A 19,972-nucleotide genomic window follows, 5' to 3' on the forward strand; every position below is an offset into this window, starting at 1 on the left:
GATGAGTAACTTAAAAACATATTCTATATAAGTTAAATGCACCGAATACGGTGCACTTATATTCTAAAAGTTTAAGCAACTATTCTATTAATAACTTGTTGAATTGCGGTGACTGTTTTGTGAATACTTTCATCACTTAAAGTAGGATGAACTAAAAACATCAGACTGGTTTCACCCAATTGCTGCGCATTTTTCAAACGCTGTGCTGGACGCCATAGCGTATCATCAAACGCATGCTCGAGATAAACTTCTGAACAGGAGCCACTGAAACAAGGCACATTCAGCACACTGATTTCCTGCATGATGCGGTCACGTGACCAGCCTTCAGGCAAAGCATCGATATTGACCTGCACATAACATTTATAGGCAGCATGTACATAATCATCGGATGGACGATGTACGCTAAAATATGGGCTGTCTGCAAATGCCGCATAAATTTTTTCCATATTGGCAAGGCGTTTTGCAGTCCATTCCGGCATTTTTTTCAGCTGAATACGACCAATCACCGCTTGCATTTCCATCATGCGCCAGTTGGTCCCAAATGAATCATGCAGCCAGCGGAAACCCGGTGGATGCTGCTTGTTATAAATACTGTCAAAGTTCTTGCCATGATCTTTATAGGACCACATTTTTTTCCACAGGATTTCATCATTGGTGGTCACCATGCCGCCTTCACCGCCTGTCGTCATAATCTTGTCCTGACAGAAGGACCAGGCCGCAACATGACCGATTGAACCAGCAGATTTACCTTTATATTTCGCGCCATGCGCCTGTGCACAGTCTTCGATTACATACAGGCCTTTATCGGTAGCCAGCTGCATGATCGGGTCCATGTCGCACATCCAGCCTGCCAGATGCACACAGATAATGGCCTTGGTATTGGGTGTGATGACCGCTTCAATGGTACGGCGGGAGATATTTTGGGAGTCCAGTTCGACGTCGGCAAAGACCGGGTTTGCCCCAGCCGTGACAATAGAACTGGCCGAGGCCAGAAAGGTACGTGAGGTAACAATCACATCATCCCCTGCGCCAATATCTAATGCCTTCAATGCGACATCAAGTGCTACTGTTCCATTGGCTAAGGCCACTGCATACCGGGTTTCTGCGAACCGGGCAAATTCTTTTTCGAACTCGCGGCATTCCTGTCCGGTCCAGTAGTTGACTTTATTCGACAACAAAACCTGGGAAACCGCATCCGCTTCTTCCTGAGTAAAACTTGGCCATGGTTCAAATGCAGTGTTTAACATGATGTTTCCTGAATTTTTAAAATTTAAAAACTTATTTTTTCTCTAGAATTCTTGCCGGATTGCCAATCACCGTTACGCCCGGTGGAACGCTCTTGGTGACCACAGCCCCCATACCGACCACCGCCCCCTTACCAATCACTAAAGGCTGGTCAGGTGTACCCTGTTTAATCACAGCACCTGTACCAATATAGGCATGATTTTCGATATGGATATTGCCATTGCATTTCACTCCGGGAGCAAAGGTGACGTAATCGCCAATGATGCAATCATGCTCAACATAACTGTATAAATTGGCATGAAAACATTTACCAATCTTGATATTGGAAGTCAGGGTCACAAACGGGCTTAAAGCAGCACCGGGGGCAATTTCTATTGCATCCATGCGCACGACATTATCTGCCTGAACTGCCCATAGCTCAATTGCATCTTGTTCAAGTTTTTTAGCTATTTTTTCACGGATCTGACTATTGGCAATCGCAATGAGAACTGACTTTCTATCAGCCTTTAGATTTTTAAATGTTGCATAATTTAACGCTCTATGTCCATTAACCGTCATTTCTTCGATCAGACTGTCATCTATAAAATAGATTTCGGCATTTATATTCTGACGCTGTAATTGCTGGCGAGCCACAGGCATCAAGCTTCGGCCACAACCTGAAGCGCCATAGACTGCATAGATTTCAGTCATGGAGATTGTCCGTTTTTGTACCGGTAAATTTGGTCATAGTCGCTTCACCCTCGGCACTGATATCATCTTTTGCTAAAACTTTATGTACCGTTTTAAACATGATTTTGAAGTCGAGCCAAATGGACTGATTTTCGACGTACCAGGTATCCAGCTTGAATTTTTCTTCCCAGCCAATCGCATTGCGGCCATTGACCTGCGCGTGCCCCGTCATGCCCGGTCGTACATCATGGCGTTTGGCCTGTGCGGGGCTATAAAGCGGCAGGTATTCCATCAACAGTGGGCGTGGGCCAACAATACTCATATCGCCTTTAATCACGTTCCACAGTTCTGGCATTTCATCCAGACTGGTAGAACGCAGCATTTGACCAAAAGGCGTTAAACGTTCACTATCCGGCAATGGGTTACCCTGCTCGTCTATAGCATCTTTCATGGTCCGGAACTTGATCATTTCAAACGGCTTGCCCTGTAAACCGGGACGCACCTGGCGAAACAAGACCGGAGAGCCCAGATTTTTTTTCACTTTGTAAGCAACAAAGGCATAAAGTGGTGAAAGCAGGATCAGGGCGATGGAAGCGATGATAATATCGAGAAGGCGTTTTAGCATTTAGATCAAACCCATTTCTTGCATCATATGTGTGTTTACCTGATGGACATCATATTTTTGAAGTGCGATTTCTCGGGAGCGACTTCCCATTTTAGCGATAAGCTCTGGTTGAAGAATGAGTTTCTCCATTGCTTTTACTAAACTTTCTACGGATTTTACTTCAACCAGAAAGCCGTTATCGCCATCCGTAACAGTTTCACGACAACCTGGGGCATCCGTGGTAATAATTGCCCGGCCCATTGCCATGGCTTCTAAAACTGTACGGGGTGTGCCCTCGCGATACGACGGCAAGACATACACTGAGCTTTCTGCAATTGCAGGGCGAACATCGGATAGTTTCCCCCAGTAGTTTAATGTGTTACTGGCCACCCATTGATCCAATTCTTGCTGGCGAATGGCCGAAGGATTTTCATCAATCCAGCCCACCAGATTAAATTCTACATGCGGATATTTATGTTTGATAATTTTTGCTGCTTCGGCATATTCACGAACACCTTTATCTCCCAGTAAACGTGCAATCAGCAAGAAGGATATTTTAATTTTTTGATCAGCAGTTAGAGGTAAAGGCAATACATTGAAGTCGGCAACATTAACCCCAGAACCGTTCACTACCACTGTAGGCGTTTGAACGGCTAAAAGCTTTAAATCCTGAAAAAGTTTTAAGTCATCCGGATTTTGGAAAAATGCCTTATGACTGCGCGACAATGCCTGCTGGTATAAACCATGAACCAGTTTCTGGAAAATACTACGCTTAGTCTGAGTTTCTACATTTTGAAATGCATAGCCTAAACCTGTAATTAAGGCATACCGATTCGGTACTTTAGCGAGCCACGCGGCGAGTGTTCCATAGATCACTGGCTTGATCGTATAAGATAGAACATAATCAGGTTTGATTTTTTTTATGAGCGTATACATGCTTTGTAAGGTTTTTAAGTCTGCTACTGGATTAGTGCCTGTGCGTTGCATGGAAACTTCATGTATGAAATAACCTAAATCTAGGAGTTTTTCATGTTCGGTAGGGAAAGAAGGTAAATCAGGTGCAATAATATGGATTTCATAGCATTGCTGACGGATCGCTTCGAGTAACTTTCCACGGAAGTTTAAGACGGAAGGGAGAAAACTTGAAATGATTAAAAACTTCATAAATTATTTCACTTTCTAAAAGAGAGTTTATTGGATGCAAGATCATCCCCTTTATTCATTTTTCTTTCTTTACCAATCAGTGAGATCAATAAGAAAATTAGAATCGGTGTAAACATCCATTTTTGTCTAATTGCAATTCCCAAGTTGGCTGTAGTCGAAGCCAATATAAACCATGCCAATAAAGAATAAATCCATAAAAACATTCTATTATGTTCTAATAAATGAATAGGTAAAGGTTTTTTAATTACGGCTTTAAAACCGATAACGAACAAATAAAGTAAAATTAAATTATCTATAGCCGCTAATAAAGAAAAAATACTCCTTGCCTCAAAAATAATAGGGCGAAACAAATAAGTAAATAATTGCATTGGAAGACTCATATTGGCAATATCAACACTTGAACCACCAGATAAATTTTCAGCTTGTCGACCTTCAATATAAGTCATTACGTCTTCTGCACCAGCATTATCTCCAATCCCAGTATAGTTTAGGGCAAAAGGCACTAACATGACTGTTGAAACCAAAGCAATAGAACCGAAAAAAATACGCTGCAAAGTAGGAATGTTAGATTGAAAAACAAATGAGCCAGCTAAAGCAATTACCATCATTGCCGCTATATGTGGTCTAACAAATAACATAACTAATATAGCAACAGCCATAGTGGCAATACGCTTATTAAGCTTTAAAGCTGCCCATAATGCTAAACCAGTTGCCATAAAGGATAAAGAATCCTTACCTATAGCAGCTGACCAAAAACTAATTGATGGTAAAAAAACTATCAAACTTGCAAGCTGGCGGGTTTTTTTTGTTTTATTCTTTGTGACCTCTCTTAAAGCTGCATCAAAAGCCAATAAACCAATAAAACCAAAAATTTGAAAGACAAAAAAAGTACCTAGAAGAGATAGCCCTAAACCTTGACTAAAAAATGATGTAAAGAACTCTATACCACGTGTTCCGAACGCAAAACTTGTTCCATCTAATAAGCTATTATTATAGTATCTAGTTGCATCTCCCCCTTTATTCACAACATAAATTGCATAGACTATTGAAAAAAAAGCATGCCAACAATAAAGAGCTAATGTGCGAACAGGATTACAATAAAACAAACGCCTTATACTAAGAGCAATTAATGCCCCTAACAAGAAAACAAAAAATATCCCAACTAAATGCCATGCTGTTGAAAATAGTGCCATGAATACCACTTATTATTAATGAGATCCGTATTAAAATAAGACTGATACGAATAATCAAGGTTAAATAGGATGTGTTTTTAACAGGAATGATCACTTATAGTAAATTGAATTAAACAAATCAATATACTAACATTCAGAATAAAATATTTAAAAACATCACAAACTATACTATTCATAACTGATATTTAATTTAGTTATGTAAGGTTAAATCTCAAACACATGATTTGATTCAATCACTACATTTCATGATCGTGCTGAATAAACTGACAACCATTTTTCTGTCGCTGCCTCTAATCCATAGTGTTGCACAATCCTAAATCGTGCAGTTTCACCTAATTTTTTTCGCTCCTCAGGGTTTAATTTCAAAGCTTGATCCAGTCCAGAAGCAAGAGCTTTAGAATCTTTGGGTGAAACAAGAAAGCCAGCTTCACCAACTACTTCACTTACTCCACCACAATCTGTCGCAACAACTGTACGTTCACAAGCCATAGCTTCTGCAACAACTAAGCCAAAACCTTCCCATGCTGAAGATAAAACAAATACATCTGCTGCAGATAATAAGTCAGGAATATCATCTCGAATACCCAACAAAGTAATTTTTTCAGTTAGTTTTTTATCTATAATCATATTCTCAATACTAGTACGTAAAACACCATCACCTACTATTAATAAGTGAATTTGTGGTTGATTTATTTGCAACTGATAAAAAGCATTGATTAAATTAGAATAATCTTTCTGTTCATGAAACCGACCAATTGCGATAAATACTATTTCTTTTTCTAAATTATATTCTTTTCTTATATTATTCCGACTATCGAGCTTAAATTTAAAGTGATCCGTATTAATTCCATTATGTACAAAAATCATTTTTCCAATAAATGAAGCTTTTTTCTTCTCAAAAGCTTGAACGCCTTCTAAACTTACACTAGTAAACACATCAGACAGCCGATCTGTAGCTCGATAGGCTAACATTCTTAATTTTCCGCCTTCATTAGTATTATGGGAAGTATTAACTAAACGTGGAATAAAACTAAATATTCTCGCTAAACGCGACAAAATATTGGAGTGAAACATATGGCTATGAACAATATCAGGCTTATATTTTTTGATAATTTTTACTAAACAAAAAAAAGCGCTGAATATAGAGAGTGATGATTTACCCCCCCCCAACCAAATTAAATCAATTTTTTCCGATTTAGGTTTTACGATTACAGGCTTCAACAAATAAGCAATTTTAACACTGTGACCGCGGGACGTTAGGTCATCTGCTAAGTTACACACCTGATGCTCAGCCCCGCCCATCCCTAACCCGGTTATGATCATTAGAATTTTCATTTAAATCACTCTTTGGTATTTTTCAAAAGGGACTCAATACCAGTACTGATTTTCCCCAAAACATTTTCCTCGCTAAACAGCTTTGCCTTATCAATACAGGCATCGTGGTAATCTTGGGCATTATCAATCAACACAAGCATCTTCTTTTGAAATTCGGTATCTGCCACATCTTCAGGAATAAAAGACAGTCCGGTAACTACACCCAAATTCTCTAAGAATTCAGCACAATAACCTGCACTCTTGGTCGTTATTGCTGGCACTCCTCTTGCATGAGCTTCAAGTAAAGTAGTCGCAAACCCCTCATGATGACTGGTAATCGCAAAACACTTGATACTATCGTAAATAGCAGGTAAGTCTTTTCGATCTGCCCAATCACGTAACTCAATATTATCTTGGAGATTTAGAGTCTCAATCTCTTTTTGGATTGTTTCTCGTTCACTTCCTTTACCAAGAATCAATGCTTTAATCGGCTTGCTACTTATTGTATTTAATTTTGCAACCAATTTTATAAATAAAGGAATATTCTTTTCTCTTGAAAGCCTTGAGATAATCGCTATATCATATTTTTTAGGCTGAATAGGTGAACTAAAAAACCACGGAGAGATAAAATTCCCTACAAATTCCATATCTTTAGGGAATACCCTCATATTTTCCTTATTAACAGTAAATATTTTATTACAGAAGAAACTGGAAAATTTTAATAAATAATATTCTATAGTTCCATGACCTAAACCCGCAGAATTTTGCTTCTGTAAATATATATGTAAGAGTGAAACCACTTTTAAACCATATAATCGAAATATAGGTGCCAACCAAAGCGATGAAAGATCATTCAGTACTATAATCTTAATACCGTGATTCTTGAGTGACCTCGCTAAAGAAAATGATGTAGATAATCGTTTAATTTTAGAGGAAACTGCTGGCATAGATATAGTTGGACAAGAAAAAGTCTCTGGCTCTGATGTTGAAATAACTGTAGGCAAGCCATGCTCATTCATATAACGACATAAGTTTTCTATATAAATCTGTCCCCCACCCCATATATTCGAACTCGGGGAATAAATACATATCATTTTTAAATCGCCTATATTTAATTTATAAATCATTCATAGTTTTCAAATGATGGTGGAGGTAAATTTTTTAGTACTTTAGAGGAGTGTTTTAATATAATGGGAGCGAGAATATCACCTAATAAATAACTCCATGGCACTGGGTACTGGGAAACAACTCCATCATAAACATGTCCCATACGCTCTTTTGGATATTTAGCAGGATGTGCTAATAACTTATCATGTAGTTTATCTAATCGAGAATTGAGTTCATTCCACCATGCCTGAGTAATACAGGTTTTAGGCTTAAATATAAAAGCTCCATTACCAATAAGCTTAGTATAGTTTAACTGCAAAAAACGGTATTTTACGTAGTAGTATAACTTATTAAATATTCCACCCTCATTTAATAGAATTGCACTTTGGTAACAGTTCCCAACACCCCAACGGCCAACCTCTGGATATCCGGCAGCTAGAAGAAATTTATTATTTTCCAACTGTTCAATAGTAGCGATCCAAGAGCTTGTTAATGGCTTGATATCACAATATGCTCCGCCAAAATGGTGCATAAAATAAGCTCTTAAATAGTCTGCTCTATGGGCTAAATTCAAAGCATAATATGCTGGGTGCAGTTTTTCTTGTGGGATAAATTCATGAAGATTACGATTTGTGATTAAAACAACCTCAAGCCCAGAGTCGGCAAGGGACTCAACCCCTCTTCTTCTAATCTCTGGGATTTCATTATCCCCGGTCCAAAAACAAAATATTTTACGCTGTATCATATTACCCTCTCTTCTTATTCCTTAAAAATTGTACTAATTTTACACCGGCTTTTAAAAAAAAGGTTGGGGTATAAGAGAAGATAAAAAGCAAGGTGTATAAAAAATTCAACTGAGGTAGTGCTAATCTAGAGACACTCTTTGCATTTAAATATTCATTTTTAAACAAACTTGCCTTGACTCCATTAAAAAGGCGACTATTGATATATCGTCGAATACTTTGATTATGGAGAATAGAGGAATCTCTTTTACTTTGTTGAACCAACATATTTACTGAAGGAGAAATATCTGACAAAGTCGTTACTGGTTTTGTAGACTTTTTAGCAGCAAGTGATTGCATCACGCCTCCTGTATCTCTGAAATAATAACAAGTGATACGATCAGACAAAGCAACAGGATAGTGTAGCGCAACTCTGGACCAGCATTCTAAATCTTCTCCAGCTTTAACAGCAATAAAACCTCCAAGATTATTAAAAAATTCTTTTTTTATTGCTACAGCTGAACTATTTACTACACCTATATAATTTGATGCTTCATCAAAATAGTCAACGTGGCGAAATAAACTCTTTGTGAGTACAGTTAAATTTGAAACTTCACTACTATCCAATACTTCTTTAATTTTTGTAGACACCATACCCACGTCTGGATATGTATTAATAATATTATTAAGCTCAGTTAAATGGTAATCTAACCATGCATCATCTGCATCTAGAAAAGCAATCCAGTTTTGAGTTGCTGTTTTAATGCCTGTATTTCGAGCAGCACTCACACCTTGATTATTTTGGGTGACTATTTTTAATCTAGGATCCGTAATATTATTAATTGTTTGCAAGCTAGAATCAGTTGAGCCATCATCAACCACTATTAATTCAAAGTCTTGATAGGTTTGAGCTAATACGCTTTCGACAGCACGACCTATGTACTTTTCCTTATTATATAAGGGTATTACCACACTAAACATTTAAAGCACTCTATATTTCATTAAATAAATATTGGATGACATCCTGATTTTTTACATATCTCAGCAAGTTCTACACTTTGAGAAGAATCTTTAGGAAGCAAAATGATCCTTTGTACACATACAGCTTCTAAACTAAACATCACACTACTAAACCATCCAATCAATCTAATCGACCTACCCTGTGCATCAGCAATAATAGCATCTTCAGCAATACGACTATTCTTGTTAAGCTGCTTTACACCAAGATCTAAAATATTTCGTTCTCTAGGATGTTTCACATAAGCTGTTATATCTAATTGCCTCAAATAATCTACCATTCTCGCTATTTGATCAGAATTCATAACTTCTTCAAATGGTGCTCCAATAAAATAAGTACGTATCTCAACTGGTAATCTATTAGAATCACTCTCCCAACCATCAATATGAATTAATCTGTCGGACTCAACTATATTTGGATTATGAGGATAAATTGAATAATGCTTTTTAATTCTTTTTTTTATAGAATCAAGTGATTTAGCACCTAAAATAATCCGGTATAATTTAGCTCTTAATGTATCTGGTTCATTATAAAAAATACCCTGCTTAACTATATTCGCAGCACCATCATCAAACGTAATAAGTTCTGATTGATTATATTTAGATACTAAAGAATTGGGAACTAATGCATTAATACTAGCATACATTACAAGATCATAATTTTTAAAAAAATACCATTTTATTGCTTTTATCTTAAATAAAAGATGAGAGAATATATCAAAACGTTGACGTTGAATAAATATATATTGTGATCTTTTTGCTTGTATAGAAAGCTGAGCATAATAATATTTATCTTCATCAGAGTTATTCTGAGTAAAGTATACAAGATCAAAATTGCTAACTTTTTCTTTTTCTAAAACCTTCTGAGCTAACCAAGCTTGAAATGGGGTTCTAATCACTAAGAGTGCTTTCATTTTTCAAAGCCTAATATTTTTAATAAATCAAAAGTGAACACTAATTTATTACCCTTTCAAAATAGAATTCTGCCAAAGAAAAGTCGTCTTCAGTATCAATATCAATAGAAAATTTTGTAGGCATAATAAAAGCATGTGTTCCTTTACTATATAGGTCAATTAATCGACCGACATATTTTCTATCAAATATATATATAGCCCCATTCAATCGATAATAAGAATCTAATTCCTGTGTACGTTTAATATTCTCTGATTTAACAAAACCATCCATAGAGTGATTAAATCCAAGTTGATTACAAAATTGTATTGGATACTCTAGTTCACAAACTGAAATAATAGCCTTACTAGCTTTATCTTCCATTAATTGCATAGCTTCTTTTATATGCTGACTGTTCCTTAATGGGGATGTTGGCTGAAGAATCGTGACTGTCGTTACTTGTTGACCACTACTTTGCTCAAACCATTCGACTAAATGAGTTACTACATCATTAGTCGTTGCATCATCTGATGCTAATTCAATAGGTCTTAAAAAAGGTACTTCAGCACCATACTTTTTAGATACATCTAGTATTTCCTGATCATCAGTACTCACAAATACGTGATCGAACACATTGCTTTTTAATGCAGCTTCAATTGTCCAAGCAATCATTGGCTTACCTGCCAATAACTTAATATTTTTTCCTGGTAACCGCTTGCTCCCGCCCCTAGCAGGAATAATCGCTATCTTCATTAAAAAGCCTTTCAATATCTAGTTGCGCTTTATGGTAATCTTTCATTTGCCCGATGTCTAACCAGTAATCATAACTGGTATAAGTTCCAATACGCTTATTATCCTTCCTATGCTGTTCCAACAAGGTAGGCATATCAATATATTGGTCTACTTGTACACTATCAATAATTTCAGGGTTTAAAACATAAATACCTGTGTTGATTTTATAATGATACGTCGGTTTCTCGACCATATTAATAATCAGTTGATTTTCTGTTTCTATAACCCCAAAAGGTACTCGATACTCATCTTCACGCACACAAAGAGTTGCATCAAATTTATTTTTTTCATGGTGACTCAACAGCTCTGCATAATTTAGTTTAGTTAGAACATCACCATTCATCATAATAATCGGTAAGTTAGGTCTATCTTTTGGCAATAAACCAAGTGCTCCACCCGTGCCCAGTGGATCATTTTCATGCACATATTGAATTTGAACATCAAATTTTTCGCCATTGCCAAAATGCTCACGAATAATTTCAGGCAAATAATGGGTTGAAATATAAAACTTATAGAAACCTTGAATCTTTAAGCTAGAAATAATTGTTTCTAGTAAAGGTTTCCCCCCCACAGGAAGCATGGGTTTTGGACAGTTATCTGTTAAAGGGCGTAATCTAGTTCCAAAACCACCAGCCATAATAAACACTGGATTTTCTTTACGTTTTTTACGAATCAAATCATCAAGCGTAATAATATTAACGAGTTGATTATTTTTAATTACAGGTAATGCCAGATAGCTTTTTTCACGCATAATCTCGAAAATCTGGCGGTTATTTAAGCTACCTTCTTCAATACTATAAGGATTAGTATGCATGATTGTTTCAACAGCTGCATGCACATCTTGGCCTTTTAAAAGCCCTCTACGAATATCACCGTCTGTAATACTTCCGATCAATTGATTATGATCATCAACGACCAAAACAATTCTTAAAGCATATAAATCAAGTAGCTCTAATGCTTTCAAAATTGAATCATTTTTATGCAAAATTATATTATTAACATCTCTAGTCACGACTTAATTCCTTAGCAGGTGATCCAATATAGACCTTATTCGGTTCCGTATGTTTCACAACCACAGCACCCGCGCCTATAACGGAGTTTTCACCTAAATATTTCAATTGCTCTGGACTTTTGCCCGGCAAAATAGCTGCATTTGTTCCAATGTAAGTGCCTTGCTTCAAATGAATACAACCAGACACATTAACACCTGGCATGACAGAAACGTAGTTTTCTAGAATACAGTCGTGCCCAATTGTGCTGTTAAAACTTACTATAATAAAATGACCAAAACGACATGAATTTGTAATTCTCGCTCCAGCCGCAATTACCACACCTCTACTATGTTCTAACAGCTCTCGAATACCATACCCAAGTGATGATTGAGAATGAATCAAATTGGGATAAGGTAAATCGGGATAAGCTTCATATATTCTTTTACGAATCTTTGGATCAGCAACACCTATCGCATATACCGTATCCGTTAATGTCGATATTGCTGATTCTGGCAAAATGGGGAAACCAAGTAAGGTGTCGCCATCTTTGGCATTTCTTTCTAAAAAAAATATATGGCGGTAGCCTTGATCTATTGCTAAATCTACTAGCTCTTTTGCAAAGCCACCTGAACCAAAAATTGCCAGTTTTTTCATTTAAATTTCAATAAAATCGTTCTTTTTAAAGCTACGTTTTGCTTTTGTACCAACAACATCCCAATACTTATTTGGTTCTAAACAAACGCGACCTGCTCGTTTTGTTGTGACATTGTCAGAGGTTAAAAGCTCCCCTTCCGCAATATCTGTTTTAGCCACAATGCTACGACGTACTAGATAATAGTTATCGCTCTCTTGCTCTAGCATAAATTTAATACCATCGCCCAAAGCTGCATATGTTTTATGCAAAATTTCGACATAATGTTTAAACTCATCTGGTTCCATTGATGCTGCGTGGTCTGGACCAGCCATCGTTTTATCTAATGTAATATGCTTCTCAAAGATGCGAGCACCAAGACTTACACCAATAACCGCTGCATATTCATCAAGCGTATGGTCAGAAAAACCTGTTGCCAAATCAAATACATTTTTTAAAGTTGAAATGGATTTAAGATTACTTTCTTCAAATAATGCTGGATATTGAGTCACACAGTGTAAAATAGAAACCTGTTCTTTCAACTGTTTACGTACTGAAATTTTAGAATAAGCTTCTCTAAATAACTGCTGAGATGGTCGAACTTCCGTTCCCTTATCGATAACAAAAGCAAATACTGATAATGCTTGTTCAATATCACCTAGGCTAGCTGTTCCTGTAGATAAAATGACATGCTTTTTTGAACATGCAATTTCATAGAGAAACGGTAAATTTGAAATATCAGCAGATGATACTTTCAAGTAAGGTACATCGATCTCATTCACCAAGAACTTCAAACTATCAGCGTCAAACGGCGTTGAAATAAAAGTAATTTGATGCTCATCACAAAATTTCTGTATTTCTTCTGTCTGCTCATAAGTGAGCTCTAAACTTTTTACAAGCTCTAATTGGCTTTGACTAGAACCAGTATTTTCTTTTTGATATGCAGCCATTTCAGTTTGATCAGATAACAAACTATCTGCTTTAAATGTTTGAAATTTGACGGCATTCGCACCGCATTCTTTGGCTTTTAAAATAAGCTCTTTTGCTAACTCTACAGAGCCATTATGATTTACACCAATTTCTGCAATGACATAAATTTCGTCTTGATTAAAGATCATAAAATGGTGCCTTCTTTTTAAAATCCGTCGTTTTAATAAGTTCAATTATTTTCTGAGAAGTATTGCCTAACCCTAATGGTGGAACAACTTTACTCAATTCATCGTCTGGGAAATTAATTGCTTTTTGCAATGCTTCTAAAATTTCACTTTCGTCTAATCTAACATCAAGTATAGACTCACAACGTAAGCGTCCTTTTTGACGATCACCAATATTTACTGTTGGTACCTGTAATGCTGGAGCTTCTGATAAGCCACTTGATGAGTTTCCAACCATAGCTAAAGCATTTTTCAAAACACTTAAATAGTTTTGAATACCAAAACTCTTTACAAGCAATACTCGATCTGGCAATTGTGCTTTTAAATCAAGCATTGCTCTCACAATATTAGTATTACCATTATCTGCATTTGGATAACTAAAGACAAAATTGACATCTTTTATTTGCTTAAGTGCATCAAATAACGGTGCAACATTTTCTTCTAGTAAATTAGTTTCAGGATGATAAGTAATGAGAAAATATGGTTTTGAAAAATCAAAATCATATAATTCACTCAATTCTGCACTATTTTTAAATGTTGTACGCTGGATATGATCTAAGCCTAGTGCGCCGACATTAAATACTTTTTCTGGTTGCTCGCCTAACTGAATAATTCGTTTCTTATATTCCTCTGCCGCGGCAAAATGAATATTAGACATTTTAGTGATCGCATGACGAATTGATTCGTCATATGCACCTTCAGTGATTTCACCACCATGCAAATGTGCAACAGGTACCTGCATGATTAAAGCAGCTTGCGTTACTGCTAAAGCTTCGAAACGATCACCCAAAACAACTAATAAATCAGGTTGCATTCGTTTCAATGCATCTGCAAATCCAAGTAAGCCAACACCCATTGATTTCACAACAGCAGACGATGTATCAGATGACAGTAGCATTTCTACCGATTCGGTAATTTCGAAACCATCTTGAACAATAGTTTTCCAAGTTTCACCGTGCTCAGGTGAATAATGCATAGCCGTAGCTAGAATTTGTAACTCTAGCTCTGAATCTTGCTGAATATCTCGCATTAACCAATACAGCAAACCATATTCAGCTCGAGTTCCTGTAAAAACGGCTATTTTTTTCATTCTCATTACTCCAAAGGAACCGAACTTGGAATATTTACAACTCTTTCTTCCAACCATAATGAGTTAGTTAAATCGCCTTGTAATGCAGTTTGGTACATTGGCAATCTGGTCATTAAAGTCCAGATTGGGCGAGTCATAACCTTATTTGAATTGGTTTCATCCAAAATCAAATCTCGTTGAGCCTTATCTTTGCAAACAATGGCATTTAACCAATAGTTAGATCGGCAGTCTTCAGGTTCCACAACAAATGAAATATCACTATCTTTAAAGAAATCTTGATATTGCTGAGCTAAATCACGCTTTTTAGCCAGAAAACCTTCCAAGCCTTCCATTTGTGCACAACCTAAAGCAGCATTCAAATTAGGTAAACGGTAGTTAAAACCATTTTCATCATGATAAAATTCATACGGATGTGGTATTTTTGCAGTTGTCGTAATGTGCTTCGCTCTTATGCCAAGTTCTTCATCTTGACACAAGACCATACCACCACCACCTGTAGTGATGACTTTATTTCCATTAAAACTAAGTGCTGAAACTAGACCAAAAGTTCCAGTATGTTTACCTTTGTAGTAAGAACCTAAACTTTCAGCAGCATCTTCAACTAATGCAATATTCCACTTGGTTACGACCTGTTGAAGCTCATCAATTTCAACAGGATGACCAAATGTATGCATTGGAACGATTGCAGAAATACGCTTATTAGTTGCTTTGTGTTTACATACACCTTGGTCATCAATAAAAGCATTTTCTTGCAAATAAACATCTAATGCCTTTGGACACAAACCAAGTGTCTTCAATGAAACATCAATAAATAATGGCTCTGCACCGATATAAGACAAGGCATTACACGTTGCGACAAAAGTCAAAGCTTGGGTAATTACGATATCGTCGCGCTTTACACCAGCGAGTAAAAGAGCAATATGTAATGCAGCTGTTCCATTCACAGTCGCAATAGTTTTAGCACAGCCTGTAAATTGTTGAACCTTGGCTTCAAAGTCATTTACATAGGCACCAACACTAGAAACAAAAGTACTATCAATCGTATCTAATACATATTTCTTTTCATTACCAAGAAAACGAGGTTCATGTAAGGGAATAAAATTATTAGTACAATAAATATCCCGAACAAATTGATTAAATTTAGAAGTATCCATTACATTTTTCCATCTAAATATAAACCTGTTTCTTTATGTCCAAAGTTAGGCATCATATAGTTAAATAGATCAACAATTTCTTCTTTACTCCACTGCTTATTTGAAAGCATTGCATGAATTTTTTCTTCAAATACATGCAACTTGTCTTCTTCAACATTTAGTTCGTTTTTAATAACACCTAAATTATGAAAACGTTGCATATCTAAAGTTTCATTGTTGGTAAAGAACTCTTCAAAATCTTTCTCACCAGTCGTTGTACTTCCTGTGAATAAACATGGCCATTTACCTTGTTTTGGTAAAGTCTCAATTACGCTACGCGCTTCATCCTCAGACTCACACAAATACGGCTCGTATCCAAGGTTATTAATATATTTGACTGCAATATCAGCAAAAGTAATGAGGTGTAAGTGCTCGCTAAGTTTAGGGAAAAAAATATCTCTATTCTCACCTAGTAAACAAGACATGAGACACAGCTCACCTGACTCTTTTGGAGTAACGAAATAACGGCGAATATCATTTGGCGCAGCAATTGGCTGGTTTTTCTGAATACGCTGGTTAAAACCATGTAATAAAGAACCATCTGAAAATGCAACATTTGCAAAACGAGCAGTTGAAATATCAATATATTGGCTTTGACGCATTAGGAACATTTCCATAATACGTTTAGAGCCACCCATCATATTGACAGGATTAGCCGCTTTATCAGTTGAAACACAAAAATATTTTTTAACACCTTTCTCTATTGACTGTCTTATTGTTTTTTCAGTATTCAGAATATTTACATGAATCATGCGCATCAAAGTATAAGGATCTTTTTCGCTACGTACATGCTTTAATGCCGATAAGTTAAGAACATAGTCAAACTCACCATCATTTTGGATAAAAGCATCATACTCATCAGATCCAATATCCAATGCAAAAGTTTGAAAATCGCCGTCTATGTACCCATAAGAGCTACGAATATCTCGGACAACTTCTGTGAGATTGTTTTCTGATATATCAACTACATGAAGTTTTTCCGGGTTACGCTTAAAAATCTCTTTAACTACAGCCTGACCAATAGATCCAGCACCGCCAAGTACTAAAAACTTCGAAGATGCGACAATCTCTTTTAATTTTTCATCCCATGCTTGGATATCATTTGTAAAAAGTTCTTGTGAGCGACCAATTAAATTTAAAATACTGCTCATAATAGACCATTAATAAAAGTTGTATGAATATAACGACTAAGCATGCTCAGCCATTTCTTTAAATTTTGGGTTAGTTTCTAACAAATGCTGATAAGTCCCCTGATCAACAATTTTACCCTGTTCCATCATGAAAATAACGTCACATTTACGCACTGTCTTTAGTCGGTGGGCAATCATAATAATCGTTTTTTTACCACTAAAATCATGAATCGCATCCATAATAATTTTTTCAGTAATTCCATCTAAAGCACTAGTTGCTTCATCAAAAACAAGTACATTCGCCTCATGATAAAGTGCCCTTGCGATACCAATACGCTGGCGTTGCCCCCCTGAAAGCTGTACACCACGCTCCCCGACTTTTGTATTTACACCATTAGGCAATTGCTTTACTAATTCGGTTAAGTTAGCTAACTCAATAGCTTTCTGTACTTGATCTAGATTAATATCTTTGGCAGGTAAACCAAATGCAATATTTTCTGCAATTGTTCCCTCACCTAAATAAATACTTTGTGGCACAAAGCCTAAAGATTGTTGCCATGCACACTTATTAACTTCTGTAATAGGTATGTCATCAATATAGATATCGCCTTGTTGCGGAGTGAGTAAGCCAAGCAACAGATCTATTGTTGTTGATTTTCCAGAGCCTGATGACCCAACAATTCCTATAACACTATTGACAGGTATTACCATATTTAAGTTATGAACGGCAGGCTTTGATTTACCTGGATAACTAAAGGTTATATTTTGCAGACTAATTTTTTCTTTTAGCTGTATATGTTGTAATGCGGAGTCCTTTATTGATGACTGTGGAGTTTTTAGAGACAGCTCAAGATCCTTTTTAATCGACTCAAATGCTGCTGCACTTCCTTTCATTTGGGTAATACTCCCATAAATCTGCTGCAATGCAGGAAGTAACTTAAAAGATGCTAAAGCATAAACTGCTAATATTGGAAGCACCTCCCCCAAATTGCCTTGGTGCAATTTAATGAGCAATAATACCAAGCCTATCATTGCACCAAATGCAATGAGCTCCATAAAATAGCGAGGCAACATAGCTATTGAAGCATTACCACTTTGAGCATTGGCAAATATTTGTCCAGTTTTTTGAAAACGCTCAATAAAATCATAGTGACGATTAAGCAGCAAAACATCTTTGATACCACCAAAGCCTTCATTCATTAATCGAAAACGCTCAGTAGAGACATTAGATAAATTTTTTCCATTTTTTTGTAAGCGTTTTCTTACCAACCTGTATAATAAAATATATGCGCTCACAAATATCATCAACCCCGTGAGTGCAATTACGGGATCAATCATAAGTATTGTAATTGTAATAAAGATAACCAACACCATTTTTGCATTGAATTGCATTAATGGTTGAATTATCCCACTGGTAACTCGTGTTGCTTCTGTTGAAATTTGTTTTGTCAATTGAGCACTACTTCCACCTACATGGAACAACCAATTTTGTTGCATATAGTGCTCATACAATCGATCTGCGATCTCCACCCCGACTTTTGCACCAAATAAAGATAATCGCCAAACAGTAAACATAGAAATAATTGTCGAAAATCCAAGAGCAAATAATACAGACAAACCCAAATAGAATAAAAAATCCATTGGATTATTAAGACCGGATAACTGATACAAACTTGAATAGATACCCTCTTTTTCTAGCAAACTGATATCACCAACCAATGCCATAAAAGGAGCTATAGATGCAATACCTACAAGCTCTGCGAATGCCATAATTACTACTAAAACTTGCAAAATATAAAACTGGTTTCGTTGGCGAGCATTAAGGAGAGAAAATAGCTCTTGAATCATTTTCAACATTCTACAACTCTATTTTAAAATAACTAAATTATTAATAACACACATACATTCTTTAAATACATAAATTAAGATATCAAAGCTAAAAAGGTTGTTATTTAAACATGGAATCATAATAGCCAACTATATAAAAATGAGTTATAGAACAAATACAACTCTTTTACTTTGTTCCTAAAAACTGTATATACCAAGGCATTGCTTTCTCTATACCATGAGAAATCAAAAACTCAGGTTCATAACCTAATAAGGTTTTAATTTTGTTAATACTAGCTTGCGAATGCCGTACATCTCCTGCCCGGAATTCACGATATATTGGTTCTTTTGCATAAATCACACCATTTTCATTTAATGCAGCTTTAATGGCATTAAACAAATCATTCAGCGTAGTACGATCCCCCACTGCCACATTATAGACATGATTTTTAGCTTCATCATTTTGTGTAGTAGCTGCCAGAATATTGGCCTGAACAGTGTTCTCAATAAAACAGAAATCACGACTGGTTTCACCATCACCATTAATGAAAACGTCATCACCAGCAATCATGGCCGCGGTCCACGTTGGAATCACAGCTGCATAGGCACCGTTCGGGTCCTGGCGCTTGCCAAAAACATTAAAGTAACGCAGGCCAATGGTTTTAAAACCATAAGTCCGTGCAAATACTTCAGCATACAGCTCATTGACATATTTGGTGACTGCATAAGGCGAAAGTGGCTTTCCAATATTTTCTTCGACTTTAGGTAATGCCGGATGGTCACCATAAGTTGAACTGCTGGCGGCATAGGTAAAGCTTTTGACTTGTGCATCACGTGCAGCGGTCAGCATATTTAAAAAGCCGGTAATATTGGCTGCATTGGTGGTAATCGGGTCCGCAATCGAACGGGGTACAGAACCTAAAGCGGCTTGGTGTAAGACATAGCCCACCCCTGCACATGCGGTCTGGCAGTCTGCAAAATTACGAATATCACCTTCATAAAACTTGAAGTTTTCCCATTGTTCAGGCTTGACCAGACTTTGCACCTCATCCAGATTATGCTGATGACCTGTGGCAAAATTGTCCAGACCCACCACATTTTGATTCAGCTTTAACAAGGTTTCCAGTAAATTTGAGCCAATAAAGCCTGCCACACCGGTAATTAACCAGGTTTTTGGTGCTTGTTGTAATTGCTCACATACAGTTTGATATTGGCTCATGTTTAGGGTCCCTATAAA

At 36.5% G+C, this 19,972-nt stretch carries 19 protein-coding genes; all 19 read right to left on the reverse strand.

The window, feature by feature from the left end; translation table 11 throughout:
- Positions 1–71: 71 nt before the first annotated feature.
- Positions 72–1,247, reverse strand: coding sequence for a DegT/DnrJ/EryC1/StrS family aminotransferase (locus NI455_RS08695; protein ID WP_253113618.1), 1,176 nt, complete (start codon positions 1,245–1,247; stop codon positions 72–74).
- Positions 1,248–1,278: 31 nt separating this feature from the next.
- Positions 1,279–1,935 carry a NeuD/PglB/VioB family sugar acetyltransferase gene (locus NI455_RS08700; protein ID WP_253113620.1) on the reverse strand — a complete coding sequence of 219 codons (657 nt, stop codon included), beginning with the start codon at positions 1,933–1,935 and terminating at the stop codon, positions 1,279–1,281.
- Positions 1,928–2,539 (reverse strand): sugar transferase, encoded by a 612-nt coding sequence (locus NI455_RS08705; RefSeq protein ID WP_253113623.1) that lies wholly within the window; start codon positions 2,537–2,539, stop codon positions 1,928–1,930. The genes NI455_RS08700 and NI455_RS08705 overlap by 8 nt, the downstream gene beginning before the upstream one ends.
- Positions 2,540–3,682 (reverse strand): glycosyltransferase family 4 protein, encoded by a 1,143-nt coding sequence (locus NI455_RS08710; protein WP_253113625.1) that lies wholly within the window; start codon positions 3,680–3,682, stop codon positions 2,540–2,542.
- 8 nt (positions 3,683–3,690) lie between these two features.
- The gene (locus NI455_RS08715; RefSeq protein WP_253113628.1) at positions 3,691–4,875 is read right to left on the reverse strand and encodes a hypothetical protein; all 1,185 of its coding nucleotides are present in this window, start codon (positions 4,873–4,875) and stop codon (positions 3,691–3,693) included.
- 243 nt (positions 4,876–5,118) lie between these two features.
- Complete coding sequence (locus NI455_RS08720) at positions 5,119–6,210, reverse strand: glycosyltransferase (RefSeq protein ID WP_253113630.1); 1,092 nt, start codon at positions 6,208–6,210, stop codon at positions 5,119–5,121.
- A gap of 5 nt (positions 6,211–6,215) precedes the next feature.
- Positions 6,216–7,316: a glycosyltransferase family 4 protein gene (locus tag NI455_RS08725; protein ID WP_253113632.1), complete on the reverse strand. Its 1,101-nt coding sequence runs from the start codon at positions 7,314–7,316 to the stop codon at positions 6,216–6,218.
- On the reverse strand, positions 7,313–8,041 hold the full coding sequence (locus NI455_RS08730; protein ID WP_253113635.1) for a capsular polysaccharide synthesis protein: 729 nt from the start codon (positions 8,039–8,041) through the stop codon (positions 7,313–7,315). The genes NI455_RS08725 and NI455_RS08730 overlap by 4 nt, the downstream gene beginning before the upstream one ends.
- A 1-nt stretch (position 8,042) precedes the next feature.
- Positions 8,043–8,999, reverse strand: a complete 957-nt coding sequence (locus NI455_RS08735) for a glycosyltransferase family 2 protein (protein WP_253113638.1) — start codon at positions 8,997–8,999, stop codon at positions 8,043–8,045.
- Between the two features lie 20 nt (positions 9,000–9,019).
- A complete protein-coding gene (locus tag NI455_RS08740) occupies positions 9,020–9,949 on the reverse strand; it encodes a glycosyltransferase family 52 (protein WP_253113640.1) in 930 nt (309 codons plus the stop codon).
- Positions 9,950–9,989: 40 nt separating this feature from the next.
- The gene (gene pseF, locus NI455_RS08745; protein ID WP_253113643.1) at positions 9,990–10,679 is read right to left on the reverse strand and encodes a pseudaminic acid cytidylyltransferase; all 690 of its coding nucleotides are present in this window, start codon (positions 10,677–10,679) and stop codon (positions 9,990–9,992) included.
- The gene (locus tag NI455_RS08750; protein WP_253113646.1) at positions 10,654–11,730 is read right to left on the reverse strand and encodes a nucleotidyltransferase family protein; all 1,077 of its coding nucleotides are present in this window, start codon (positions 11,728–11,730) and stop codon (positions 10,654–10,656) included. Before NI455_RS08750 ends, pseF begins: the two co-directional genes overlap by 26 nt.
- A complete protein-coding gene (locus NI455_RS08755; RefSeq protein ID WP_168416794.1) occupies positions 11,723–12,364 on the reverse strand; it encodes a PglD-related sugar-binding protein in 642 nt (213 codons plus the stop codon). The genes NI455_RS08750 and NI455_RS08755 overlap by 8 nt, the downstream gene beginning before the upstream one ends.
- Positions 12,365–13,459: an N-acetylneuraminate synthase family protein gene (locus NI455_RS08760; RefSeq protein WP_253113649.1), complete on the reverse strand. Its 1,095-nt coding sequence runs from the start codon at positions 13,457–13,459 to the stop codon at positions 12,365–12,367.
- Positions 13,449–14,585, reverse strand: a complete 1,137-nt coding sequence (gene neuC / locus NI455_RS08765) for a UDP-N-acetylglucosamine 2-epimerase (RefSeq protein ID WP_253113654.1) — start codon at positions 14,583–14,585, stop codon at positions 13,449–13,451. Before neuC ends, NI455_RS08760 begins: the two co-directional genes overlap by 11 nt.
- A gap of 5 nt (positions 14,586–14,590) precedes the next feature.
- Positions 14,591–15,739: a LegC family aminotransferase gene (locus NI455_RS08770; protein WP_253113656.1), complete on the reverse strand. Its 1,149-nt coding sequence runs from the start codon at positions 15,737–15,739 to the stop codon at positions 14,591–14,593.
- Positions 15,739–16,929: a UDP-N-acetylglucosamine 4,6-dehydratase gene (locus tag NI455_RS08775; RefSeq protein ID WP_253113658.1), complete on the reverse strand. Its 1,191-nt coding sequence runs from the start codon at positions 16,927–16,929 to the stop codon at positions 15,739–15,741. The genes NI455_RS08770 and NI455_RS08775 overlap by 1 nt, the downstream gene beginning before the upstream one ends.
- A 36-nt stretch (positions 16,930–16,965) precedes the next feature.
- On the reverse strand, positions 16,966–18,765 hold the full coding sequence (locus NI455_RS08780; protein WP_253113659.1) for an ABC transporter ATP-binding protein: 1,800 nt from the start codon (positions 18,763–18,765) through the stop codon (positions 16,966–16,968).
- Between the two features lie 157 nt (positions 18,766–18,922).
- A complete protein-coding gene (locus tag NI455_RS08785) occupies positions 18,923–19,954 on the reverse strand; it encodes an NAD-dependent epimerase/dehydratase family protein (protein WP_253113660.1) in 1,032 nt (343 codons plus the stop codon).
- Positions 19,955–19,972 lie beyond the last annotated feature (18 nt).

This window comes from Acinetobacter lwoffii (assembly GCF_024129435.1).
Classification (GTDB): domain Bacteria; phylum Pseudomonadota; class Gammaproteobacteria; order Pseudomonadales; family Moraxellaceae; genus Acinetobacter; species Acinetobacter lwoffii_F.